We start from the raw sequence: 25,150 nt of genomic DNA, 5'->3' as shown, positions 1-25,150 counted from the left end.
AAATGGTGTTGGAAATCCGAGAGATTCATCAGTATGATGCGGTCGCATTAAAAGAAAAAATAGAACGACAGGAATTAAAAATTACTGAAATTATAAACCACTACAAAGCGGTAATCGACCGCAAAAATCCTGACTTGAATGCTGTAGTCCATTTCATAAATGAGCCTTTAAATGAACAAGGTTATTTTCGCGGACTGCCCTTTCTGATTAAGGATTTGAATGCGGTCCAAGGGCATCCCCTTTCCTATGGCTCCAAAATAATGGAAGGGTTTGAAGCGAGCTGGGATGATGAAATCGTTAAACGTTTTAGAAGGGGCGGGTTCACCTTCATTGGCAAAAGCAATACGCCTGAGTTTGGATTTACACCTGCCACAGAATCGGTTCATCTTGGTTTTACAAAAAATCCGTGGAACTTTATGTATTCTCCAGGAGGGTCAAGCGGAGGAGCAGCAGCAGCAGTTGCTGCAGGGATGGTTCCTTTAGCGCATGCCAGTGATGGGGGAGGGTCTATTCGTATCCCTGCCTCAAATTGCGGCCTGTTTGGATTAAAGCCAACTCGAGGGAGAACCCCTTTTTCCATGCATTTAAACAGTCTGGCTGTCAGTCATGGGGTGACAAAGTCTGTAAGAGATAGTGCAGCCCTTTTGGATATTTTGGAAGGTCCCCAAAAAGGAGATCTATTTGCCACACCAGCTGCAGGAGGGCCGTATGCTCATATATCACATAGAGATCTTGACTCTTTAAAAATTGCTTACTTGGCCGATTTCGGAGAACGGATGCCGATCAGTGGAGATGTCCAGGATGCCATTATGGAAACAGCTAAACTGTGCGAATCATTAGGACATGAAGTAGAAATTGCCTATCCGGATTTAGACCTCAATCGTTTTATGGAAGCCTTTGTTACAGTATGGGTTGTTGGAGGGGCACTAGCTGTTAAAGGGGCAGCAAGAATGACTGGACGAATTCCAAATGAAAAGAGTGTAGAAAAGATGCTTTCTACTTTGATTGGCAAAGCAGAAGGTTACACGGCTCTGGAATATGAACAAGCCCGCATGTTCCTAGCGACAGAAAGTGTGAAGTTTCATGAATTCTTTGATCATTATGATGTACTTTTACATCCCGTTAACTCTAAATCGGCCCTGCCTTTGGGATGCTACAATGGGGAAGAGAACACGATCGAGGAAATTTTGGCAGTTTCCGCTCAATACGCTCACTTGACCCCAGTAGCGAATGTAACTGGAAACCCAGCAATGAGTGTGCCTCTTTATTGGAATAAGGAAAATGTACCGATCGGCTCTCATTTCACCGGTCGTTTCGGAGATGAGGAAACATTGCTGAAATTAGCTTCTCAACTTGAAGAAGCACGACCATGGTGGCATAAATATGAAGAAATCCAATAAAGGCCAGGACCTTTCCTAGGGATCCTGGCTTTCTATTGGTAGAGGGTATATTGATTAATCAAAGGTTGATCCATTTAAACCTGCTCTTTTAGCCATTCAATACTTTTTTGCTCCACTTGATCTAAATAACCCTCAAAGCTGTGAGGAGCTCCTTCGATAATGTGAAGACGGGAAGAGGAAGGCAGCCACTTCATCCCCTTCTTTGTAAGGGGCATCAGAATTTCCTCCTCCCCTTGGTCCCCGTGGATTAGTAGTGTTGGACATGTAATTCTTGAGAGAAGGTCATATTGATTCACTTCTTCAAAGTCCAATAACATTTGTTCTGAAATCATCACTTCTTCTCGAAAGGGATCTTGTACAGGTTGTCTCATATTGCCTGTTTCCCTTAATTCCTCCAACTGGGAAGGGGAAAATTCCTTTCCCCAGTCGTAAAGGACAGGTCCTGTGCCTGCACCGGTTAGAATCATCGCTATTATGTATCGAGGATGGTAACATTCCAGGCAAATACGGGCCCCAAGGCTGTGACCATACAGTATGATTTCAGTGAAACCGTTGGAGACCGCATACTGGATTGCAGCTTTAAGATCTGCTATCTCACCCGCAACACTCAATGGACGGTTTTCACTTTCTCCACATCCCCCAAAGTCAAATCTCAACACATGATAGCCAAGTTTGTTGAAGGTCTTTGCGAAACGATCAAAACGTCCGCGAGAAGACCTATTAGACCGGAAACCATGACACATGATGATCAGTCTCCCATTGGTCCCCTTTTGAAAAATACCTCTAAGCTTTAGACCTTGCCTGTTTTTGAATTCAACACTTTCCATGTTCTCACCTTCCTTTAAATCAGTCCTTATCTGGAATATTTGGTTTCGGGACGGGGCATTCGTTATGATTGACAGCACATGGGGGAGGAAGTCACTCGCTCTCCGTAGGAGTACGGTGAGCCTTTTGCGGATATTCCTATAAATAAGCATGGGAATCCTCTCATCCTGCTGGCATTTCCTCTTTATAATTTTCGTAAAGGATGTTCCTCCCCTTTCGGATAGGGGGAGAACTATGAGACTCCCACAGGAGGAGCTAGGTAAAAGCCCAGAGAATAGCTTGCCTTTTTTATGCAGGAAAACGCGTATTTCCGAGAAACCACTAATTCTTATGGGGCAACGTTCCCTAATCCTTACAAGCTATGAATCTAAGAGTTTAAGTCCCCTGTTATTTAGTTGAATATAACACTTATGGAGCATAGATTAAAATTACTGGAAAAACGGTTACATAAAAAAGGGGAGCAAAAAAACGGTGGGGAATTTCCTGAAAGTGTTTCCGGTCCAATCCTTTTTAGGAGGTACCCATATCTCAAAGGGAAAAAGTATACATGCTCTTCCCGACCGCAACGGCATTCGTCAGCGCATGGACTGATTTATATCGCTGCAGGAATCGGGGTTGGTGTTGCTGGTTACATTATTGGCGTGGCTTCAGAAGTAGTTGGTATGACGGCTGGGATTAGATCATTCTTATCTTCCTTGCCTTGTTGTTTATGACAACCTACTTTTTGAATAGTAAGAAGTCTAGTCAGAGCCAAGGATGATTTTTGGCTTCATCTTTTAAGAGAGTCTTTCTTAAATAGGGATGGCCTATATGTATGAAGGGCTCTTGCTCTCATGATTGGGTCGGTTTTTCGTTGTTATATATTTCCTCTTTCTCATGTAAAATGAAGAAGAGGAGGAAAACGATGAAAAAGTTAGCTTATTTGATAATCGTACTGGTTATTATAACTGGATGTACTGAAAAGAATGAGGAAGCAGAGGGAAAGGATCGCACAGATTTAAAGGGGCACTGGGAAGGTGAAATCGAAATTCCTAATCAGCCGCTGTCGATCCTTATAGATTTCCAGAAAGGGGAAGAATGGACGGGGAGTATTACAATTCCTGCCCAGAATGTCACCGATTTTTCCCTAACAGATATTGAAAAGAGGGAGGAGAAGGTTTCGTTTAAAATGCCTCTCCCTGGACAGTCTGTCCTTTTTGATGGTGAGTTCAGTGATGGGAAAATCAGCGGAACTTTTACTCAGAATGGTCAAAGTTTCCCTTTTTCTTTGAAAAAAGGGGAGAGGAAGAGTGAAGAGGATGGAGAGTTTTTATCGATCGAAACTTCTACTGGGAAATTGTTTGGGGAGATATTAATCCCTGAAAAAAATGGGCCTTCTCCGGTTGCGTTGATTATTCCAGGGTCCGGTCCTACCGACCGAAATGGAAACTCTCAGGGAACTGGAAAAAATGATAGCCTTAAGCTTTTAGCAGAATCTTTGGCGGAAAAAGGGATCGCATCCTTAAGATATGACAAGCGAGGAGCCGGAAAAAATAGGGAGGCTGTTGTTAATCAGAAAGAAATGCGTTTTGAAGTTTTTGTTGATGATGCCAAGCAGTGGCTTGAGATATTAGAAGAGGATGACCGTTTTACTGATATTGCTGTTATTGGTCACAGCCAGGGGTCACTTGTCGGAATGATGGCGGCAGGGTCCGAAACGACAGAGGCTTTCATTTCCTTGGCGGGTGCCGGACAGACGATAGATCAAGTCCTAGAAAATCAATTGCAGGATCGTTTACCGAAGGATTTATTTGAGGAGAGTCAATCCATCTTAGAGAAAATGAGAAATGGGGAAGTAGCATCGGATGTTAGCCAGCCATTGCAAAGTGTCTTAGCCCCAGATATGCAGCCTTTTATCATATCTTGGATGGCTTATGACCCTAGTGAGCAATTTGCAGCCCTGGATGTTCCATCATTGATTATTAATGGGACTCATGATATACAGGTGGCTGTAGAGGAGGCGCACCGTTTAGAAGAAGCGGAGCCTGAGGCGGATCTCCTCCTTATTGATGGGATGAATCATATTCTGAAGGAAGCTCCGGAAGACAGAGAAGAAAACCTGGCCACCTATACCAATCCAGATCTGCCACTGGCTGATGGAGTGGTTGACGGTATTGTTGATTTCTTAGATCAACAGGGATTTCAACATGAAAGATGATTTTATCCTTCATGGACAGTCATTCAGGTGGCAGCCATGTGAAAGGGCATGGGAGGAGAATCGGCGTAATGGGGAGGGAAAGAAAAGAGACTGACGTCCTGTGAAGGAGAGTCAGTCTCTTTGTAGGTTGAAAAACGTATGTTTAATTTCTTTCCTTTGTTTGCTTTAGCCCATCGGCTTTATGACAAAATATCTCCGGGAGTCATGAGAAAGCGTATGGGGCATCAGGGGATTATCGTCTGATCTTCTGCAACAATCTAAGGATCTCAATATATAACCAGACGAGGGTAACGATTAAACCAAATGCACCGTACCATTCCATATGTTTCGGTGCTCCACGATTAACCCCTTGTTCGATGAAATCAAAATCGAGGACCAGGTTTAGTGCCGCGACCGCGACAATCACTAGACTGATTCCTATCCCTATAGGCCCGCTCGAATGAAGGTAAGGAACCGTCAAACCAAAGAAGTTCAGGATGAAATTTACTAGGTATACGAGGAAGATTCCTAATGTAGCGGATACCACCATAAGCCGGAAGTTTTTAGTTACTTTAATAATTCGGGTTGCATAAAGAAATAACAAAACTCCCATTACAGCCATTGTCAGGCTGACTGCCTGTATGACAATGCCGGAGTAAGCCCCTTCAATAAATGCGGAAATTCCTCCAATAAAAAAGCCCTCTAAGGCTGCATAAATGGGGGCTGTGACAGGGGCAGCTTTTGGAAAGAAGGCGGTGATTAGTGCAAAAATTAACCCTCCAATGGCTCCGATCACCATCATGATTGTTACGTCTGCACCTAATGAATACTGATACCATGTATAGGTGGCTGTGCCTAAGAGAAAAAGAAATAAGAGTGATATTTTAGCCACCGTTCCCCCGAGGGTCATCGATTCTCCTTGTAAGCCTGAACGTTGGAATGTACCATTTTTTAAAACTGGATTGCCCGACCTCATTTTTCACCACTCCTCTTTATGCCTTCTCAATTTATCATATACCCGTCTATAAGAAGATAGACACTTAATGCGCATACCATTTGTACAACTTTTTTGGTCGGCCGATTTTCTGATGGCTGACCACTTGTTTAACTTTTCCTTCTTCCAGTAAATGCATAAGGTAACGATAAACCGTTGGATAGGCAAGTCCAATGTCTTTCGAAATAACATCAACGGGATAGGCCTCCCTGTTTTCCTGCAAATAACTTGAGATGGTGTTCAAAGTCCCTTTGCTTATTCCTTTCGCGGTAAACACATCTTCTTCTTCCTCTTGTTTGTTTTTCATGTTGGATATTTGCGCATGAAGTTTAATTCTGGAAATTAAATCAGGTGCTTTGACTGGTTTGAGTGCGAAGTCTGTAGCCCCCTCTTCTAAGAATCGATCCGCTATTTCTTGACGTTCATCAACAGTTAGAACGAGAATCGGGACAACAGTGTTGTGTTTGCGGAGTTCCCTGACGGTTTGAAGACCATCCATCTCCGGCATATGGTAGTCGACAAGAATGACATCATAGGTTCCCTTTAAAAACAGATCGACACCTTCGCGGCCGTTGGATGCTGTATCTGAGTCCCATTGAGCATGCTTGCAAAATTCAGTCAACATGTAGCGAAGGGATTCATCATTGTCCATGATTAGTATTTTCATCTCGTACTCTCTCCTTTGGTAAATGGATCCAGAATGTTGTTCCGACTCCTTGTTCACTGTCTATCGATAGTTCCGCTCCGTGTTCCTTGACAACATTTTGAACAAACGTCAGCCCCACACCAGGATGGGATTTTGTACTGTATCCTGCATTCCAAATTTTATTGATATTTGCCTGGCTGATGCCTTGACCATTATCTTTTACACCGATAAGAATGCCAGAGCGACTAACTTTAGTCGCAATGATAACTTTGGCATCTTTTTTACCTTCTACCGCATCACTTGCATTGTCAATTAAGTTTACAAGTGCACGAGTCATGCGGATTTTGTTAATGTATATTTCTATATTTTCATCTGCCTGCAGGTCAAAAGCGTAGATAGTTGCAGACTCTGATAATTTATTGGCGCGTACATATTCAATAAACGTTTTTAACGTGCACCAATTCTTTTTTTCGTGATAGAGAATTTCAGAAACCATATCACTGGTTGCTTGGATAGATGAAGAAATTTTATTCGTGTATTGAAGGATTTCTTCGTCTTTTGTCTTCATTTGAATGAGACTGTTGAGACCTTCCATTAACGATAGTGGTGTTTTTAAATCGTGGACGAGGTGAAGGGCTTCTCGACCTGATCTGGACTCCACCATATCCAGCCGGGCGATATCCAAGTCCTGCCTCATTTTTGCTTTCTGTTCGGCTACCGTTAAATATACGGCAAGGAAGGTTGCATTAATAATAAAAACGGCAAAGAAAACAAGGCTGTAGAAACTTAAAGTACTTCCAAAGCCAAGTTCGTCTGCCATTCTTTTGATCTCCATCGAGACTTCTCCGCCTCCAAATCCAAAAGCGCTGAGAAATAGAACGGTATCCAGCCATTGGAACCCAAAAAGCAACTGGGCAAGAATGAACGCTTTAAATACCGGGCGAAGCTTCCCGTTCCCAAGAAAATGAAGAACAGCAATGGACAGCAATAGAAAAATCGCAGGTCCCCCAAAATGGTAATGGATAGAATTATAACCGTTAATAATTGCGTAAACCAGAGGGATAAGGACCACTGGGACGACCACTTTCAGCCATGACCGTTTCATCTTTACCCCCAGCTCATCCCCGAGAAGCAAGGCTCCAATATAGTGAGGGAGGGCACGGATTGTATTTAATGTGACAAGTCCAAAGGCAGCCATCATCAAGGTGTTTCCCGATGGGGACGCTTGAAGCTTTTCAAGCACAGACGCAAGCCCTGACCGTTCCACACTAAGCCACAAAGGCATCGTGATCCCGATCAATATGAGAACGATTTTAATCCATATACTCTTAGACTTCAGTAGTTCTGGTTTCAATACAAATCACCCTCACGACGATATCTTTCTATACATTCTAATATATGCGAGCAACATTTTCGATTCTTTTTTCCATTGAAGCGTTGCCAAGATGTTATTTTTCGGATAACTCCTTCTATGGAAAAAGCAAGTAGAGTAGTATAATAGATGTATATACTTGAGGATGAAAGGTGTCTACATCTATGATTGTAATCATCGATAACTATGATTCATTCACATATAATCTAGTCCAATACTTTAAACAAATGAACGCGCAAGTAATAGTCAAGCGCCATGATGAGTGGGAGATGGAAGAAATTCAGACCCTTGATCCCATCCTTATTGTTCTGTCACCAGGGCCCGGGCGTCCGGAAGAATCGGGCATATGCAGGAAGGTGCTGCACAACTTCGGAGGAAGGGTTCCGATTTTAGGAATCTGTCTTGGTCACCAGTTGATCGTAGAACATTTTGGAGGAGTGATTGATAAAGGGTCATGCCCTATGCATGGAAAAGTGACAGCCATAACTAATGATGGCCGTACACTTTTTTGCCAATTGCCAGGGACTTTTAGAGTGACGAGATACCACTCCCTTCAAGCTGATTTCTCCACCTTACCTCAAGAATTGGAAGTAACCGCTATATCTGAAGATGGTGTGATTATGGGGGTACGTCATCGTAATAAGAGGATGGAAGGAATCCAATTTCATCCTGAGTCGATCTTATCGGAATATGGATACGAAATACTTGAAAATTATTATAAACAATCCGTCCGCTTTAAAGAGAGCAGAAAGGAGGGAGTCGGAGTATGACAGATTCTCCATTTCTGTTATTCGAATTTGCAGACGCTAACGGGAGGATTGCTCCGAAAACGTTTAAAAACCCTGTGGAAATATTAAAGACGGATGACATCCAAGAAGTCAAATCCATTTTCCATCGAGTCGAGTTAAGACTTAATGAGGGATATTATGTTGCGGGGTATGTGTCTTATGAAGCAGCACCAGCCTTTGATCACGCTTTACCTGTTCATCATCAACCTGACTGGCCGCTTCTTTGGTTTGGTGTCTTCCGGGATCCTGAGGTTGGGGGAGAAAATCGGGCAAATCAACCTTTTCATGTTTCTAAATGGGAGATTAAAGGGGACTTTGGCACATATCAGGAAGGAATAAAGGCCATTAAAACAGGTATTGAACGTGGGGACACCTATCAGGTGAACTTCACCACGAGGATGGAGGCCACTTTTTCAGGAGATGATTATGCTTTTTATAAGAAGCTTGCACGCAACCAGAAATCCTCTTATAGTGCCTATTTGAATATGGGGGAGCACCGTTTGCTATCCGCTTCTCCTGAACTTTTTTTTCGAGTTGATGGAAACACAGTGAAAACGAAGCCGATGAAAGGGACAGCCGGTAGAGGTCGTTTTACCAAGGAAGATGAGAAGCAGCGGCAGCATTTATTAACTTCGAATAAGGAACAGTCGGAGAATCTCATGATTGTGGATTTACTAAGGAATGATTTAGGCAGGATTGCGGTTCCTGGCAGCGTTCATGTACCAAAGCTTTTTGAGGTGGAAACCTATCCAACCGTTCATCAAATGACTTCAACAGTGGAAGGACAACTTCCTGAGAGCTTCACGATGTATGATTTATTTCAATCCCTATTCCCGTGCGGTTCCATTACCGGAGCACCGAAAGTCAGGACAATGGAATATATTAGGAGGTTGGAAGAATCCCCACGAGAGGTGTACTGCGGGGCGATTGGATATATGACGCCTGGTAGAGAGGCTGTCTTTAATGTACCGATTCGTACCGTGATGATCAACCAAACAGAGAAAAAAGCTATTTATGGTACCGGCGGAGGGATAACTTGGGACTCTACCTCTGAAGGGGAATTTGAAGAATTGCAGACAAAAGCTCAGCTTTTGACTGAAGATCGTCCTGATTTTAAATTATTGGAGACAATGAAATTAGAAAGGGGATCTATTTCACGTTTAGAGAGCCATTTAGATCGGCTCATGGCTTCTGCTGAATATTTTTCTTTTCAAGTGACTCGGAGTTCCCTGATAGAAAAGTGCAGGCAGACAGCATCCACCTACCCTGAAGGACGCTACAAAATACGCATGCTCGTAGAGAAGAATGGGGAAGTGGATATAGAAGTATATCCAATGGATACACCCGTCGATCAGAGAGTGATTGGATGTTTAGCGCTTGAACCTATTGATCACAACGATCCATTTTTATTTCATAAAACGACTTACCGCAGCGTCTATAACCAGCGTCAATTAGCAAATGCTGAGGCGACTTTGCTTTGGAATCAAAGAGGGGAATTAACAGAATTTACGATTGCTAATCTCGTTGTTAAGCTGAAAGGACAGTATTATACTCCTCCCGTAAATTGTGGGTTATTAGCAGGGACTTATAGAGGTTATTTACTGAGAAGAGGGGACATAAAAGAAAAGATTCTTTTTAAGAAAGACATCTCCCGTTTTGAGGAAATCTGGATGATTAATGCTGTCAGAGGCTGGGTGAGAGTTGACGGAGTGGAAGACACTCCATAATGCACGTAAGGAGTGGTTGATAATGAAGCATGTGGTGTTTTATGATGCCCAATGTCCGTTTTGCTTCTATGTAAAAAAGACATTTCGGAAATTTGACTGGCTGAATCAAATCAAGTGGGTGGCCGTCCAGGAAACCAGTGGGACAGGGAGGTACCCGTACCTTGATGGGCGTCATACTTTAGAGGAAATTCATATGTTGACTAAAGAAGGAGAGGTTAAACAAGGATTTGAAACAATTCGAAAGTTGTTCCTGTCTTTACCGTTATTTTCTGTAATAGGTCTATTGCTTTCTCTCCCGGGTGTCAGCCGTATTGGTTCGCCCTTATACCGGTGGTTCTCAGACCATAGACATCAGTGGTTTGGACGTTATGATCTGCCTAGATACGCCTAGAATATGAGAATTATTACATCAGGTGGATTCTTGAAATCAAAAAGGCTGAGGAAGTATACCTTTCTCAGCCTTTTAACCAGGGAGTACTATTCTAACAAGACTCGATTATTGCTTGCTATAAGAAGGTTCAGCCACTTTGACTAGTTGCTTTCCAAGGTTAGCCCCTTCAAATAATCCGAAAAAGGCATGGGGGATATTCTCAAAACCTTCCGTAATCGTTTCTTCATATTTCAATTTACCTTCTTGAAGCCATTGAGCAAGATGAGTAAATCCTTCTTTGAATCTGTCTTGATAATCTCCTACTGTAAAACCTTTGATAAGAGCACTCGACTTAATTAAGTGCATCTGTAAACGCGGTCCTTGATCGTTGGGAACGTTATAGGATGCGATGGCCCCACATTGGGCAATGCGAGCAAATTTGTTTAATAAGGGATAGACCGCATCAGAAATTTCCCCGCCCACGTTATCAAAATACACATCTACACCATCTGGGCATGAGGCTTCAAGGCGCTCTGGTACATTTTCAGTTTTGTAATTAATCGTTTCGTCAATACCTAGTTCATTTTTTAAGTAGGCTATTTTATCCTCAGAACCAGCAATGCCTACTACGCGGCAACCGGATATTTTCCCGATTTGAACAACAGTTGAACCCACAGCTCCGGCAGCACCAGAGACGACGATAGTCTCTCCTTCTTTTGGTTGTCCAATATCCATCAGACCGAAGTAGGCTGTCAAGCCGGGCATACCTAATATCCCTAGGGATGTGGTGACGGGACCGAGACTTGGATCGATTTTCCTTAACGACTCGGCTTTGGCAGTCGTATATTCTTTCCAGGGAAGCATCCCTGTAACAAGGTCCCCTTGTTTTAGGGCATCCGATTTTGAATCGACCACTTCACCTACAACACCACCCTCCATAGGTTTATTTAATTGAAATGGCTCAATATAGGATTTTGCGTCGCTCATTCGCCCCCTCATGTAAGGATCGACAGATACGTAAAGTAATTTTACGAGTACTTCTTCTTGAGATGGGGAAGGGCGTTCGCCTTCCACTAATTTTATATGTTCCTGTGTAGGGTTGGCTTCTGGACGTTTTACTAAATGGATTTCTTTGTTCATTTTTTTCACTCTCCTTTTCTCTATGGTACCCCGTCAGTGGTTCTAATGGAAAATGATCTGTTTGATCAATTGCGATACGATAAGTACGGAGGAGGTTAATTATGAGGAACGGATTATATGAAACAGTGAAAGTGGTGGAAGGGGAAAATTTTGTGATGATTGAAGATACAGGTAATCTCAATGATCAAGAACTCCGGTCCTTAGCCTCGCATATGGTGAAGAATATTCAATTTCAGAGGGTGAAAAAATTAACCATTCTTGTTCCTCCAAAGTTTTCAGCCGAGACCAAAGAGTTCCTTAAAAAACTTCACTTTATTCCACAGGATGAAGTTTATTTTGTAACGTGTAATTTGATGAATTACCCAAAAGTAAACCAGCCTTTTAAAATAAAATCTTTGCGGGAGATAGGTGAAGCTGCCTTTCAAGAAATATGGAGACAATCAATGATAGGGTCCTTGAATGCCTCGCCATCCATAAATATGGAGGACCAGATGCAAAACGTGAAAAAGGAACTAGGTCCTTCATATGTGGATACATGCCTGGCAGCCTTTGAAGGTGGTAAACCGATTGGAGTGGTCATGCCTCATATTGAACCAGGAACAAAAGATGAAGGGAGAATTTTCTACTTTGGTCTAATTCCAGAACAAAGAGGGAAGAAGAAAAGTGTTAAGTTGTACAAACAAGGGCTCTCCCTGCTTAAATATCAATTTAAGGCTTCGTATAGCCTGGGGTCTACAAGTGTAAATAATGGTCCCATGTTAAAAGTGTTTGAGAGTTGTGGGTGTAAGGTTACTGGAAAGCTAGGAGTTTATAAGTATATAAGAAACTAGTCATGAAAGAGGAGCGCCTGGGGAATCTCCGGCGCTCCTCTTTCAATATCTAAAATTCTAAGCTTTCCTTCAGCTCTTTATATTCTTCATCCGTAAAGGCACGTGAACGGCTGAGGAATCTTTTTCCCTCCACCCCTTCAAGAGAAAACATTCCTCCACGTCCATCAACGACGTCGATAATTAGCTGTGTATGCTTCCAATACTCATATTGCTTCTTATTGATGTAAAAAGGAGTTTCCCCAATCTCACCAAGGAAGACATCTTGACTGCCAATCAAAAGATCACCCTCTTCGTAGCACATGGGCGAGCTTCCATCACAGCATCCTCCAGATTGATGAAAGAGGAGGGGGCCGTGTTTCTCTTTTAATTTCCCGATTAATTCAAGGGCAGCATCTGTTGCTTTTACACGTTCCACCATCTTATTCAGCTCCTTTCACGACCTAGAAAAATAAGGAGTTGACGAGACATTTTAAAAGAATCCAAGCTTTTGAGGGCTATAGCTGACAAGCATGTTCTTCGTTTGTTGATAGTGGCTCAGCATCATCTTATGGTTTTCCCGACCCACACCTGACATTTTATATCCACCAAATGCGGCATGAGCAGGGTAGGCATGGTAACAGTTCGTCCAAACACGACCAGCCTCAATTCCACGACCGAAGCGGTACGCAGTATTCATATCGCGTGTCCATACCCCGGCACCTAGGCCGTAAAGGGTATCGTTAGCAATTTCCATGGCTTCTTCCTTATCTTTGAAAGTTGTCACAGATAAGACAGGCCCAAAAATCTCTTCTTGGAAAATTCTCATGCTGTTATTGCCTTTAAACACCGTTGGCTGGACGTAATAACCCTCTTTAAGATCACCTTCCATTTGGTTGCGGGCACCCCCAGCTAGACACTCCGCACCTTCGTCCTTACCAATATCAAGGTAAGAGAGGATTTTTTCCAGTTGTTCTGAAGATGCCTGTGCTCCCATCATTACTTCTGGATCAAGAGGGTTCCCCACCTTGATCTCTTTCACACGTTTGATCGCACGTTCTATAAACTCATCATAGATGGACTCCTGAATTAATGCACGGGAAGGGCATGTACAGACTTCCCCTTGATTCAGGGCGAACATAACCATTCCCTCGATCGTTTTATCAAGGAAATCATCATCTTCACGCATCACATCTTCAAAGATGATGTTCGGAGATTTACCGCCAAGTTCAAGGGTGACAGGGATGATATTTTGAGATGCATATTGCATAATCATCCGACCCGTTGTTGTTTCACCAGTGAAAGCAACCTTATTAATACGTGGGCTTTGTGCTAATGGTTTACCTGCTTCCAGTCCGAACCCATTAATCACATTTAATACGCCGGCAGGTAATAAGTCTTCAATCATTTCAAGTAGGTAAAGGATGGATGCTGGTGTCTGTTCCGCAGGCTTCAGAACTATCGCATTACCAGCAGCGAGGGCCGGTGCAATTTTCCATGTAGCCATTAACAGAGGGAAGTTCCATGGGATGATCTGTCCAACCACTCCTAGCGGTTCGTGGAAATGATAAGCGACTGTATCGTTATCAATTTCACCTATGGAGCCTTCCTGAGAGCGAATCACTGAAGCGAAGTAACGGAAATGGTCGATGGCGAGCGGTAGGTCAGCATTTAATGTTTCACGAACTGCTTTCCCGTTTTCCCATGTTTCCGCAATCGCCAATTTCTCTAAATTCTCTTCCATTCGATCTGCAATACGGTTCAATATTAAAGAACGCTCAGTGACAGAAGTTTTGCCCCATACATCTTTAGCTTTATGTGCGGCATCTAAGGCAAGTTCCACGTCTTCTTCTGTCGAACGGGCAACCTGGCAGAAATTTTTTCCTGTGACAGGGGTAACATTATCAAAGTACTGCCCTTTGACAGGAGCTGTCCATTCTCCACCTATAAAGTTGTCGTAACGTTCTTTAAATTGAACTTTAGAGCCTTCTGTATTTGGAAAAGCATAAACCATATCTACATCCTCCTATTTGTTTGATAGTGCAACCGCTTACAATCGTGGCGATATAAGTGCGCACGTCTATTTTTAAAATTACCATCTAAACAGAATATTGTCAATTTACAGACAAATATGAGTGGGTTTTTGGTGCGATTCTGACGAAAATCTTGTTATAATAGAATCATTCATGAAAATCAAAGGAGTTATGGACGATGACGACGACGAATCGAGTTATGCTCGTAGATGGGATGGCACTTTTGTTTCGTGCTTTTTACGCGACTGCTATGAGCAATTATTATATGATTAATAGTAAAGGTATTCCGACAAATGGGGTATATGGCATGATGAAGCATTTATTTACGGCGATTGAAACCTATCAGCCGACGCATGTCATCTGTTGTTGGGATATGGGAAGTAAAACCTTCCGTAATGATTTATTTCCCGATTATAAGGCCAATCGCGGGGCACCACCTGAAGAATTAATTCCACAGTTTGATTTGGCTAAAGAAGTGGTTGAGTCCCTTGGTATTCCGAATGTTGGTCAGGCTGGGTATGAAGCGGATGATTGTATGGGCACTTTGAGCCGCGAATACAGTGAACATTCACAAGTCTTTTTGCTGACGGGTGATCAGGACCTTCTGCAGCTTCTCAAGCCGAATGTTCATGTGGTGTTATTAAAGAAAGGCTATGGGAACTACGCCGAGTATCATGAAGAATCATTTACGGAAGAGAAAGGAATTACTCCTCAGCAAATGATCGATCTTAAAGCATTGATGGGGGATACAAGTGACAATTACCCAGGGGTGAAGGGAATAGGAGAGAAGACAGCCCTGAAGCTTCTCCTTAAATATGAAACCATTGAAGGAATCCTTGAAAATATTGAGGAATTGACAAAAGGCCAGCGTTCGAAAATTCAAGAGAATTTGGATATGCTGCATTTATCACGAAAATTGGCTGCAATCCACTGTAAAGCCGATGTGAATTGTTCCTTAGAAGAGGCTCTCTTTTATATTAATGATGAAAAAATGAGGGCAAAATTTGATGAACTGGAGTTTAAGAACTGGGAGAAGAATATTGTTAGAATGTAAGAAAAGTCGGAAGCATAAGGCTTCCGACTTTTTTATAGAAGGTCTTTTTTTTGTGTCTTGCGGTAGTTATTGACTTCTTTATAATACATAGCTGCTTTCTTGTACATGCGCTTTTCATAATAGAGATTACCAAGCATTTCGCAATAATTTTTGTAGTCTCCATATTCATTGTGTTCTCTTGAATAGGGGATAATTTCGTTTTCCAATTTCTCTATAAAGAAATCCGCTAAGGTATTTTCTTGGATGGTATGTCTAAGGACAAAGAACCTGTACTTGAAAAATTGAATATCATATTCTTCTGCACTTTTTTCACCTTGATCAATATATGCCCATGCTTTTTCAACATTGCCCGCGTAATAATTGGTGGAAGCAAGTAGATAAATTGTATTGACGTAAAAGAAGTCATCCTTCACATCAATAGTCATATTAAAGGCTTTATCAAGTAATTCGAATGCTTCATCATATCTTTCTTGGTTGGCATAAATGAATCCAAGGTTATGATAGATTCTTCTTTCATCCACAGATTTTAGATGATATTTGGCAATTTTAATCAGTTTCTTGAAGTATTCTTCAGCAATAGAATATATGTCCAATGATCGGTAGTTAATAGCAATAATCATATACGTATCGACAATTCTTTCATAATCAAAGTCTTTAATATACCCTTCCAAAGCTGTATGCGCATAATAATTGGATTCAACGGCTGCCCGTGTCTGGGAATAGGTAAGAGCCAGGTGAAAGTATGTTTCACTATCATTAAATGGAAGTTTTTTTAACAGGTCTTCTGTTTTGTGGAAATGATGAAGGGCGGTTTTGAATTGGTGATTTTTCAAAAGGTAATGGATTCCGACCGTTTTATGATAGAAAAATTTATATTCAGCGTTTGAATACGCGTATAAATCATTAATTTCCTTTAAATCGTCATCTGAGAGGGGACCTTCATTCAATTTCATCGTATGCCTGGATTTTACAATTTTATACAAATGATTCAGCTCTGTATTTTGGTTTGTCCTGAGAGCATTTGTGCATTTTTGATAGTATTCATCCATAAGGGGCAGATCTCTTCGTTGGATGACTTCATGCCAATCTAAAAGTTCCTGATGGATCGTCTGGTCAAACTCTTGGTTGATATCTGTCAATTTAATTTTCAGTCGCTCTCCAAGATGACGGTAAATTTCTTCACTCGCATTGATCGTGTCATGTTCGATTTTACTTAAGTAGGATACAGAGCAGATCCCAGATGCGAGCTCTTCTAACGTCATATTCTTAAATTTACGGTGTTGTTTTATTAACGATCCCTTCATAATCACTACTCCTTTAAAACGCCAATTACTTACATTATAGCAAAATATGATCAGGATCAATGGATATTACTTACAATTGATATGAATATTTCCATTAAAAAAGCCCAACCAATGGTTGAACTTCTTGGATGGACTTATGATAAAGTTCTTAATGCGTCTTCAATTTGAGTGTCTCCCGAAATCATTTCAAATGTTTTATGGTAGTCATTTGGTTCTTGAAGGACAGCAATCATGGTTTTTGCGACATCGGCCCGTGGAATAGTTCCTCGTTCAAGAGATTGGCCGACTTTAATTTTGCTTGTACCATCCTCGTGTGTTAATCCGCCAGGACGCACAATGGTATAATCAAGTTCTGTATTTTTTAAGAATTCATCGGCTTCACCTTTCATTTCTAGATAATGTTTCAGTTCCTCTGGACCGCGTTCCGGCTCTCCTGCAGCCATTCCACTTAGCATAACGAATTTTTTAATTCCAAGATTTTCTGTAGCCTTTGCAAGATTGATGGCACCATCGCGGTCGACAGCCTCTGTTTGTTCGGGACCGGTTCTTGATCCTGAACCAGCAGCAAACATGACAGCATCCATTCCTTTTACAGCATAACCTACGTCTTTAGTCAGATCTGCAAGGACAGGTGTGCCACCGAGGTTTTCTATAATAGCCTTTTGGTCTTCTTTGCGGATCAGTCCATAGGGCTCATGACCATCTTCTTTAAGGTATTGTATTAATAATCGTCCTGTATGGCCGTTTGCTCCTGCAACGAGTACTTTCATTTATAATCACGACTCCTTTTGGAAATGAGTTTACAATTCTTATTTAGCCTGTTTCTATACGGGTTAAACATAGAAGGTGACCTTCAGGAAGGGAAGCATAGCTCCTGATAATTACAACGGGCGCAAACCCGTGGGTCGTCTTGCATCGGAAATTGATTAAGAGGAAGAGGCTGGTTTTGATTAGTGTCTTCCAAATAAAGCTTCATTTGTTCCATGCTGATCTGGTATAAGTGCTGAACGTTAATTAAATCCTGCTCACTTAATTGATGCTCGACATGAGTACCATCCAATAAATATTCGTTACGAATAATGATATCTTCGAGTGCCTGGATGTTATGCTTATGTTGCAAATATAGAGCATAAAGAGCGAGTTGGTTTCGGTCTTCCTCTGATGATTTTCCTGTTTTCCAATCAACGATAATCCATTTCCTATTGTTTAAGTCCTTGTAGACAAGATCCATGACAATATATACTTTTGCCTCTTCTGTTTTTAGGTGCCGAAAGGTTTCAGATTCCACAAATTGCATCTGCTCCTTGTTTTGCACCTCTTTAAAAGTTTTACTCGAATGGAAGTTTGCAACAGCTGTCTTAAGGCGGTCAGTAATTTTGCGAACCTTGGCCTCAGGGAGAGTGTTGTTCTGGCTATAATAGATTTCGTGAAGCATGGTATAGTGTTTGGGGCGGTTTATCCAAAGATGCTCTTTCTTCGTGGATTCTATAAATCCACGGTTCAAGTGGTGACGTACTTCATCAATAAAAGCTTCTTCTGTTAAGATTGTCTGGTTCCTTATTACACGTTGAATCGTCTGGTAAATCAGGTCATGGACCACACTGCCGAAGTGCATTTCTAAGTTTGTTATTTTCTTTAAACGGTAAGCTTGTTTGGATAAAGTGTCTGCTGAACGTAACCACCCATTATGAGAAATGTAATAATCATAGGCGTATTTTCTTAAACAAGACAACATGGTTTTATGTCTGGATAAAGACCAAGAAAGTTCAGGATACGGTTTTACTTCAAACATAGGGAACATCCTTTTCGTCCATTGTATGATTATCTTTTATCAACCATCTTCAAAGATTGGAGGATCGATATATTGGTAATCTTTCAGTGAAATTTTATTGTTTATGACAACAATGCCTTCTTCTTCAAGAAGAGACTTCTGCGTATGCTGGGCTATAGAATCCTTGATAACAATTGCTCCTTTGGCGTTGACTACTCGGTGCCACGGAAGATCATACTTATCGCTTAAACTATGCAGAACACGGGCGACTTGTCTGGCGGCTCGCGGGTTTCCGGCACATTTCGCAATTTGACCGTATGACATGACACATCCTCTAGGAATACTACGGATGGTGTGAATGATCCGTTGAGTGAATGGTTGCATGAAACTATCTCCTTTCTTATTATTCTACAGGAATAAGAAACAGAGTGAATAGAACCTTGCTTACAATATTGATACAATTCTATGGGGATTAGGAAAGGAGACGTGCAAAGTGAGTATACCAAAAGTGTTATCGATTGCCGGTTCTGCCGCTCAGGGGAGTGCTGGAATACAGGCAGATTTAAAGACTTTTCAAGAGTTTAATGTTTACGGGATGAGTGCCATTACTGCTATTGTAGCGAACAATAAAAAGACCGAACAAGGAATTTTCACTCAACCCATGGATGCTGTAGAAGCGCAGATTTATGCTTCGTTAGAACACGTAGGGGTGGACGCCGTTAAAACGGGGATGCTGTTCACGGAAAGTATAATAAGGAGGGTGGCAGAAATCATTAGGGAGTCAGGCGTAACGAACGTGGTCGTTGATCCGGTCATGATTGGAAAAATGGGCTCCCAATTATTAAAGGATGAAGCAATTGACATTCTAACCAGGGAACTGATTCCACTTGCAAAAATAGTGACACCCAACTTGCATGAGTCAGCCCGCATATTGAATTGTGAGGTTCCCGAGACACCCAAGGATATGAAGACGGTGGCAAGGGATTTATACACATTAGGTGCTGACTATGTCCTTGTCAAAGGAGGCAGTTTAAAGGGGTACCCCGCTGTGGATATACTGTTCGATGGGGCGAGCTTGATCGAACTGGAAACGGAAAGAGTAGACACGATTCATACTAGTGGGGCAGGGTGTACTTATTCAGCAGCTATAGCGTCTGAGCTCGCCAATGGTTACTCTGTCGAGGAAGCTGTCCGTCGTGCCAAGTCATTTGTTACAAGTGCCATTCGAAATGCTCTCTCCTTCGACCGAGGCATCGGGTCTACCTATCACGCCGCTCATAGAGTGGTAAAGTAACTGACATATAGCTCCGCGCCAGGCCATCCAACTATTTGGATCACCTGGTGCAAAGTTTTTGGTCATATGCATAATAGAAATCCCCTCATCACGATAGAGGTGAGAGGGGATAATGGTTAACCATTAATACGGTCGTATTTATCAATTTGTTTCTTATGGACAACGTCCCAGCGGTTTTCTGGGTGTTCTTTACATTCTGCTGTACATGCAGCGTGGTGCTCTTCTTCACATTCTTTACAGCATACATATTGACGGTTACATACAGGATTACTGCAATTGATCATACGATCTTCAGCTTTTCCACAATGTTCGCATTCTGCAATGACTTTATCTTCCACCTGATTGACAGGTACAGCGATACGTTCGTCAAATACATACATTTTCCCATCGAAGAGTTCACCTTTAACTTCTGGATCCTTCCCGTAGGTAGTAATTCCACCTTCAAGCTGATAGACATCTTCCACACCGTTTTTCTTTAGAATACCTGTAAGCTTCTCGCAACGGATCCCCCCCGTGCAGTAGGTCAGGACTTTCTTGTCCTTCCAGTTGTCTGCATTTTCAGCAATCCACTCAGGAAATTCACGAGAGTGATTGACTTCAGGCTGAATCGCATTGCGGAAATGACCAATACGGTATTCGTATTCATTTCGGCCATCGATAACAATTGTGTCTTCGTCCTTCAGCATTTCGTTGAATTCTTTAGGTTTTAGGTGTTTTCCACCAAACGTTTTGGGATCGATATCGTCATCTTCTATACTCCAGTTGACTAACTCCGGCTTAACACGGCAATGCATTTTCTTGAAAGCGTGGCCTTCATGTTCGTCAATTTTGAAGTGGATATCTGCAAAGCGCTCATCAGAGCGGACATATTCCATATATTCTTCCACTTGATCAACTGTACCGGAAACGGTTCCGTTGATCCCCTCATGAGAAACGATGATTCGTCCCTTTAATCCAAGGTCCTTACAAAATTTCAGGTGGTTTTCGCAATATTCTTCATAGTCAGGAAGGTCGACATACTTATAGTACAGCAGAACTCGGTAATCTTTTGAGCTCATTAGTGATTCCTCCTAAAATTATATCTAAACAGTAGTAAATAACATAAATGTCCATAGTCCATCATATTCGATTTGTATTCAGATTTCAAATGTCAGTTTTTTGAACCATTTTTACTCGTTTAACTTTAGGATGTTTGGAGTGGTATGACCTACGGTATTAGAGTCTGGGCTTGTAGGGAAACTGAAAAAGCTGAAAAGATAGGCATAACCTTATAAGGAGTTTTTCCATATTGGAAAAAGAATATAAGTTTGTTTAGAGACCCGAAATACTATAGCACAAGTTTATAATTAAGAAAAATAAGAAACGAAAAAATGTCCATCCGATTTTATGTCGGATGGACATTTGATCACCTGCTGGAAAAGATGGAGGCTCCAAGTGCTTTTTCAAAATGGGATAGTGCCCAGTCATGACCTTGTTTATTAAAGCTTCCAACTCCATCTTTATGAATATGAAGGTTATATTGCCGATTATAAGCATCAACAGCTGTATGAAGAACACAGATATCTGTACAAACGCCAATTAGATGTAGATCTGTCACGCCCCGTTCATTTAATTTTATTTCCAAATCTGTCCCCGCAAAAGCGCTATAACGTGTTTTTTCCATATAGATAAGGTTAGGATCATGATGGTTTTCCTGATAGAACGTGTGCAATGTTCCAAATAATTCTTGACCTTTTGTCCCACGGATATTGTGTGGTGGGAAGAGATTAGTCTCCGGATGATAAGGGTCTTCTTCTTCATGAACGTCGACACCTAAAACGACAAGATCCCCTTGGTCAAGGAACTGGCGGGCAGTAGTAGTAACATAATCTTCCAACTTCTGAGCGGGCTGACCGCATGTCAATGCCCCTTCATCTGCTACGAAATCATTCGTATAATCAATCACGATTAATGCACGTTTCATTAAATCGCCTCCGAAGTGTCTTTACACTTATCTTAACATGAGGCCTCAACACACCTCCACTTATTATGGAAAGAAATGTTATGGATAATGCGCCACGTGTTTTCTTTTTGGAGCGTTTTTCAGCATGGTTAAAAACATGAGCATCCCTGAAATGATCAGCAGTCCGCTTGTCACAAAGAAGACCATAGAGAATCCATAAAATCCAGCAATCATTCCTCCCATAGATGGTCCAATAATATTTCCGAGAAAACGGATACTTGTGTTATATCCTAATACTTCCCCTTGCATAGCTACAGGAGCTTCCTGACGAATATAGGCGGTTCTTACTGGGATAATTCCTCCGATTGAAACACCTAATAAAAAACGTAAAGCAACAAGCTGCCAGATATTCGTTACAAAAGCAGCCGGAAGGTAGACGACTCCAGCCATAAATAGAAGAATAACTAGTATTTTCACATATCCAATTTTGTCGGCAATTTTGCCCCATTGTTTGGCCATCATTAGATTTCCAAGTCCTGCTGCCGAGAATGCTATCCCTGAAAATAATGCCAGGTTTTCTGGTCCATGCAAATCACCAACGAATAAAGAAAGGATTGGCTGGATGCTGAAATGAGCGACTTGAACGAATAAGGATACAACCATGACCATCAGCAGTACAGGGTGCCTGAAAATATGACCTAAAACTTCCGACGAACGATAACTTGTCTTTTCATTTTCGTTTTCTTTTTCAATAGATTGTTCTTGTATACCGAAGTAAACAATAATGGCAGAAAGAGCAACGGTAATGGACACATATTGGAAAGTGGTTGCATAACCAATGGAGTCAGCAATCCAGCCTCCTAACATGGGACCTAACAGACTTCCGGTAATGCTTCCTGTTTGTAAGGAACCGAGCACTTGGCCAGCGATGTTTTTAGGCGTTTGAGTGGAAATCAAAGCCTGTGACATGGGGATAAACCCTGTAAATACGCCCATGAATAAGCGAAGTAAAAACAACTGCCAGACGGAAGTGACAAACCCCATGAACAAAACAGATATGGCCAGTCCGCTGGCTGAAAGGATAAGAATTTTTTTCCTTCCCCATCTGTCGCCGATTTTGCCCCAAATTGGTGAACATATAAATGCAGTAACGAATGTAATGCTAAATACCCAGCCGGACCAGGTTTGTACATAGGCATCTGTGAAGTGACCGAGCTTTTCAATATATAACGACAAAAATGGAAGGACCATTGTAATACTTCCTGCAATAAAAAAGTTTGCGAACCACATGATCCATAAATTCCGTTTGGCCTGGGATTCGTTATTAAGAATAATACCCCTTCTTCCTAATTGTTTCGACACCCTAAATATATAACACAGATCATAAGAAACGGAAACCTATATAGTGAAAATAGGAGAGTTTTTTAACATCGTTACGTTTTTGAATATGCAGGGAGGGAATTCCACCTATAAATAAATATTGTTAGCGGTTGCAAAACATGTATATACAAATTATAATCATAATTGTTTCATGTATATACAAGTTGATTGATAAAGTGTAAGCGTTTAAGGAGGAAAACAAATGTTTAAGAAATTATTTGGAAATAAAAGTACAGCATTTAATGTGATTTCTCCATTAAGTGGAAAAAAAGTAGCCTTGGAGGAAGTACCAGATCCGGTATTTTCACAAAAAATGATGGGGGAAGGGGTTGCTATAGAACCGAAAGATGGCTATGTCTTTAGTCCTTTAGAAGGTACAATTGTTCAATTGTTTCCCACGAAACATGCGATAGGTTTAGAAACAAAAAGTGGTGCAGAAGTTTTGATTCATATTGGTTTAGAGACAGTTGCTATGGAAGGGGAAGGTTTTGAAGCCTTTGTTTCTAAGGGAGACAAGGTAAAAGTGGGGGATAAGTTAATCTCTTTTGACTTGGGTTTAGTCAAAGAAAAGGCAAAGAGTACGCTGACTCCTATTATTATTACGAACAGTGATGAATTTGATGTGCAAGTGGCTGAGGGTGTGGAGTTAAATGCAGTTTCAACTCCAATACTGTCAGTGAAGAAAAAGTAAAACAAATCGGGAGGGATAGAAATGAATCATAAGAAACAGGCCGAGCAAATATTAGAAGCTATCGGCGGGAAGGAAAACTTGTCTGCGGCGACACATTGTGTGACACGCCTACGCCTCGCATTGCATGATGAAGGAATGGTGGATCAGGAAAAGTTAAACAATATTGATGCGGTCAAGGGTTCTTTTTCTACGAATGGTCAGTTCCAAATTGTTGTTGGCCAGGGGACGGTTGATAAAGTTTACAAGGAATTAGTGGCACTTGCAGATGTGGGAGAATCTTCAAAAGAAGAGGTTAAAGAAGCTTCCAAGGAAAAAATGAACCCGCTCCAAAGAGCGATAAAGACGCTTGCAGACATCTTCATTCCAATTTTACCTGCAATCGTAACCGCGGGTTTATTGCTTGGAATAAATAATATACTTACAGCTCAAGGAATTTTCTGGGATGAGCAGTCGATTATTGATGTTTATCCGCAATGGGCGGGCATAGCGGACATGATTATCATTATTGCCAATACCGCCTTTGTATTCTTACCTGGTCTCATAGGTTGGTCGGCTGTTAAGAAATTCGGGGGTAGTCCGATTCTCGGTATCGTTATAGGCTTAGTTCTTGTCCACCCGGATCTCCTAAATGCCTGGTCTTATGGTGATGCCGTTGCAGAGGGATCAGTGCCAACTTGGGATTTATTTGGATTACAAGTGGAGAAAATCGGCTACCAGGGACAAGTGTTACCAGTTCTCGTTGCTTCTTATGTCTTAACAAAGATTGAATTATTTTTACGTCATAGAATTCCTGATAATATTCAATTACTGTTTGTTGGACCTATTTCCCTGCTTTTAACAGGTTTCTTAACATTCATTCTTATTGGACCAATCACGTTCGCCATTGGTAACTGGATTACAGATGGTCTTGTAAATATATTTGATACATTCGCATGGTTAGGCGGTTTGATCTATGGTGGTCTTTATGGTGTGCTTGTTATTACAGGGATGCACCATACGTTCCTGGCCGTGGATATTCAATTGGTAGGCAGTACTGGGACAACCTTCTTATGGCCAATGCTTGCTCTATCCAACATCGCCCAAGGATCTGCGGCCTTCGCGATCTGGTTTGCATCCAAAGACGATAAGTTAAAAGGATTAAGTGTTTCCTCAGGTATTTCTGCCTGGTTAGGAATCACAGAGCCTGCCTTGTTCGGTGTCAATTTACGTTTTAAATATCCGTTTGTTATCGCCATTTCTTCCTCTGCAATTGCTGGATTGTACATCTCTGCTCAAGGGGTATTAGCAAGTTCCATTGGTGTCGGTGGTGTACCGGGGATTTTCTCGATTGTTGCAGAGTATTGGGTCGACTTTGCTATTGGGATGGTTATTGTTATCGTCCTTCCGTTAGTGGGCACATATCTATATGCGAAACGGAAAAGAGACATTTAATAATTG

Annotated in this window: 24 protein-coding genes; 10 read left to right on the top strand and 14 right to left on the bottom strand. The window is 41.6% G+C overall.

Annotated elements, in window-relative coordinates; translation table 11 throughout:
• The first annotated feature begins 2 nt into the window (after window positions 1-2).
• Window positions 3-1,400 carry an amidase gene (locus BLW54_RS03530; protein ID WP_074733386.1) on the top strand — a complete coding sequence of 466 codons (1,398 nt, stop codon included), beginning with the start codon at window positions 3-5 and terminating at the stop codon, window positions 1,398-1,400.
• Between the two features lie 74 nt (window positions 1,401-1,474).
• On the opposite strand, the gene BLW54_RS03525 is transcribed toward BLW54_RS03530, so the two are convergent.
• Window positions 1,475-2,227: an alpha/beta hydrolase gene (locus BLW54_RS03525; protein WP_074733260.1), complete on the bottom strand. Its 753-nt coding sequence runs from the start codon at window positions 2,225-2,227 to the stop codon at window positions 1,475-1,477.
• Between the two features lie 902 nt (window positions 2,228-3,129).
• Here BLW54_RS03525 and BLW54_RS03515 point away from each other — a divergent pair.
• The gene (locus tag BLW54_RS03515; protein WP_074733258.1) at window positions 3,130-4,422 is read left to right on the top strand and encodes an alpha/beta hydrolase; all 1,293 of its coding nucleotides are present in this window, start codon (window positions 3,130-3,132) and stop codon (window positions 4,420-4,422) included.
• Window positions 4,423-4,654: 232 nt separating this feature from the next.
• Here BLW54_RS03515 and BLW54_RS03510 read toward each other — a convergent pair whose 3' ends face one another.
• The 3 genes from BLW54_RS03510 to BLW54_RS03500 form a co-directional block, all read right to left on the bottom strand.
• The gene (locus BLW54_RS03510; RefSeq protein ID WP_074733257.1) at window positions 4,655-5,377 is read right to left on the bottom strand and encodes a Bax inhibitor-1/YccA family protein; all 723 of its coding nucleotides are present in this window, start codon (window positions 5,375-5,377) and stop codon (window positions 4,655-4,657) included.
• A gap of 64 nt (window positions 5,378-5,441) precedes the next feature.
• Window positions 5,442-6,062 carry a response regulator gene (locus BLW54_RS03505; protein WP_074733256.1) on the bottom strand — a complete coding sequence of 207 codons (621 nt, stop codon included), beginning with the start codon at window positions 6,060-6,062 and terminating at the stop codon, window positions 5,442-5,444.
• Entirely contained in the window at window positions 6,037-7,395 is a 1,359-nt protein-coding gene (locus BLW54_RS03500) for a sensor histidine kinase (RefSeq protein ID WP_074733255.1), read from the bottom strand. Before BLW54_RS03500 ends, BLW54_RS03505 begins: the two co-directional genes overlap by 26 nt.
• Window positions 7,396-7,577: 182 nt before the next feature.
• On the opposite strand from BLW54_RS03500, the gene BLW54_RS03495 reads away from it, so the two are divergent.
• From BLW54_RS03495 to BLW54_RS03485, 3 genes are read left to right on the top strand one after another with little or no spacing between them, the layout of a single operon-like run.
• Window positions 7,578-8,183, top strand: coding sequence for an anthranilate synthase component II (locus BLW54_RS03495; protein WP_035506946.1), 606 nt, complete (start codon window positions 7,578-7,580; stop codon window positions 8,181-8,183).
• Complete coding sequence (gene pabB, locus BLW54_RS03490) at window positions 8,180-9,928, top strand: aminodeoxychorismate synthase component I (RefSeq protein WP_074733254.1); 1,749 nt, start codon at window positions 8,180-8,182, stop codon at window positions 9,926-9,928. The genes BLW54_RS03495 and pabB overlap by 4 nt, the downstream gene beginning before the upstream one ends.
• 22 nt (window positions 9,929-9,950) lie before the next feature.
• The gene (locus BLW54_RS03485) at window positions 9,951-10,319 is read left to right on the top strand and encodes a thiol-disulfide oxidoreductase DCC family protein (protein WP_074733253.1); all 369 of its coding nucleotides are present in this window, start codon (window positions 9,951-9,953) and stop codon (window positions 10,317-10,319) included.
• 105 nt (window positions 10,320-10,424) lie between these two features.
• On the opposite strand, the gene BLW54_RS03480 is transcribed toward BLW54_RS03485, so the two are convergent.
• Window positions 10,425-11,438, bottom strand: a complete 1,014-nt coding sequence (locus BLW54_RS03480) for an NADP-dependent oxidoreductase (protein ID WP_035506940.1) — start codon at window positions 11,436-11,438, stop codon at window positions 10,425-10,427.
• A 101-nt stretch (window positions 11,439-11,539) separates the two neighbouring features.
• Here BLW54_RS03480 and BLW54_RS03475 point away from each other — a divergent pair, with 101 nt between their 5' ends.
• Complete coding sequence (locus BLW54_RS03475; protein WP_051744044.1) at window positions 11,540-12,268, top strand: GNAT family N-acetyltransferase; 729 nt, start codon at window positions 11,540-11,542, stop codon at window positions 12,266-12,268.
• A gap of 49 nt (window positions 12,269-12,317) precedes the next feature.
• Here the strand turns inward: BLW54_RS03475 and BLW54_RS03470 are convergent, their stop codons facing one another.
• Window positions 12,318-12,686: a DUF779 domain-containing protein gene (locus tag BLW54_RS03470; RefSeq protein ID WP_035506938.1), complete on the bottom strand. Its 369-nt coding sequence runs from the start codon at window positions 12,684-12,686 to the stop codon at window positions 12,318-12,320.
• Window positions 12,687-12,737: 51 nt separating this feature from the next.
• On the bottom strand, window positions 12,738-14,258 hold the full coding sequence (gene adh, locus BLW54_RS03465) for an aldehyde dehydrogenase (RefSeq protein ID WP_035506937.1): 1,521 nt from the start codon (window positions 14,256-14,258) through the stop codon (window positions 12,738-12,740).
• A gap of 197 nt (window positions 14,259-14,455) precedes the next feature.
• On the opposite strand from adh, the gene BLW54_RS03460 reads away from it, so the two are divergent.
• Window positions 14,456-15,331 carry a 5'-3' exonuclease gene (locus BLW54_RS03460; protein WP_035506935.1) on the top strand — a complete coding sequence of 292 codons (876 nt, stop codon included), beginning with the start codon at window positions 14,456-14,458 and terminating at the stop codon, window positions 15,329-15,331.
• A 32-nt stretch (window positions 15,332-15,363) separates the two neighbouring features.
• On the opposite strand, the gene BLW54_RS03455 is transcribed toward BLW54_RS03460, so the two are convergent.
• The 4 genes from BLW54_RS03455 to BLW54_RS03440 all read right to left on the bottom strand — a co-directional run bounded on the left by BLW54_RS03455 (window position 15,364) and on the right by BLW54_RS03440 (window position 18,790).
• Window positions 15,364-16,635 (bottom strand): helix-turn-helix transcriptional regulator, encoded by a 1,272-nt coding sequence (locus BLW54_RS03455; protein ID WP_035506933.1) that lies wholly within the window; start codon window positions 16,633-16,635, stop codon window positions 15,364-15,366.
• 134 nt (window positions 16,636-16,769) lie between these two features.
• Window positions 16,770-17,405 carry an SDR family oxidoreductase gene (locus BLW54_RS03450; RefSeq protein WP_074733252.1) on the bottom strand — a complete coding sequence of 212 codons (636 nt, stop codon included), beginning with the start codon at window positions 17,403-17,405 and terminating at the stop codon, window positions 16,770-16,772.
• 83 nt (window positions 17,406-17,488) lie between these two features.
• The gene (locus BLW54_RS03445) at window positions 17,489-18,427 is read right to left on the bottom strand and encodes a PD-(D/E)XK nuclease family protein (RefSeq protein WP_035506928.1); all 939 of its coding nucleotides are present in this window, start codon (window positions 18,425-18,427) and stop codon (window positions 17,489-17,491) included.
• A 39-nt stretch (window positions 18,428-18,466) separates the two neighbouring features.
• Window positions 18,467-18,790, bottom strand: a complete 324-nt coding sequence (locus BLW54_RS03440) for an MGMT family protein (protein WP_035506927.1) — start codon at window positions 18,788-18,790, stop codon at window positions 18,467-18,469.
• A gap of 109 nt (window positions 18,791-18,899) precedes the next feature.
• On the opposite strand from BLW54_RS03440, the gene thiD reads away from it, so the two are divergent.
• Entirely contained in the window at window positions 18,900-19,700 is an 801-nt protein-coding gene (thiD, locus tag BLW54_RS03435; protein ID WP_035506924.1) for a bifunctional hydroxymethylpyrimidine kinase/phosphomethylpyrimidine kinase, read from the top strand.
• A 116-nt stretch (window positions 19,701-19,816) separates the two neighbouring features.
• On the opposite strand, the gene trhO is transcribed toward thiD, so the two are convergent.
• The 3 genes from trhO to BLW54_RS03420 all read right to left on the bottom strand — a co-directional run bounded on the left by trhO (window position 19,817) and on the right by BLW54_RS03420 (window position 22,932).
• Window positions 19,817-20,758, bottom strand: a complete 942-nt coding sequence (gene trhO / locus BLW54_RS03430) for an oxygen-dependent tRNA uridine(34) hydroxylase TrhO (protein ID WP_074733251.1) — start codon at window positions 20,756-20,758, stop codon at window positions 19,817-19,819.
• A 347-nt stretch (window positions 20,759-21,105) separates the two neighbouring features.
• Window positions 21,106-21,663 (bottom strand): cysteine hydrolase family protein, encoded by a 558-nt coding sequence (locus BLW54_RS03425; protein ID WP_035506921.1) that lies wholly within the window; start codon window positions 21,661-21,663, stop codon window positions 21,106-21,108.
• Between the two features lie 78 nt (window positions 21,664-21,741).
• Complete coding sequence (locus BLW54_RS03420; protein ID WP_074733250.1) at window positions 21,742-22,932, bottom strand: MFS transporter; 1,191 nt, start codon at window positions 22,930-22,932, stop codon at window positions 21,742-21,744.
• Between the two features lie 292 nt (window positions 22,933-23,224).
• Here BLW54_RS03420 and BLW54_RS20375 point away from each other — a divergent pair, with 292 nt between their 5' ends.
• Both BLW54_RS20375 and treP read left to right on the top strand, forming a co-directional pair.
• Complete coding sequence (locus BLW54_RS20375; RefSeq protein ID WP_074733249.1) at window positions 23,225-23,713, top strand: PTS sugar transporter subunit IIA; 489 nt, start codon at window positions 23,225-23,227, stop codon at window positions 23,711-23,713.
• A gap of 21 nt (window positions 23,714-23,734) precedes the next feature.
• Window positions 23,735-25,144, top strand: a complete 1,410-nt coding sequence (treP, locus tag BLW54_RS03410) for a PTS system trehalose-specific EIIBC component (protein ID WP_035506917.1) — start codon at window positions 23,735-23,737, stop codon at window positions 25,142-25,144.
• Window positions 25,145-25,150: the final 6 nt, after the last annotated feature.

The organism is Halobacillus karajensis (assembly GCF_900108515.1).
In the GTDB taxonomy this organism is placed as follows: domain Bacteria; phylum Bacillota; class Bacilli; order Bacillales; family Halobacillaceae; genus Halobacillus; species Halobacillus karajensis.
This window is presented reverse-complemented; position numbering and strand designations above follow the sequence as displayed.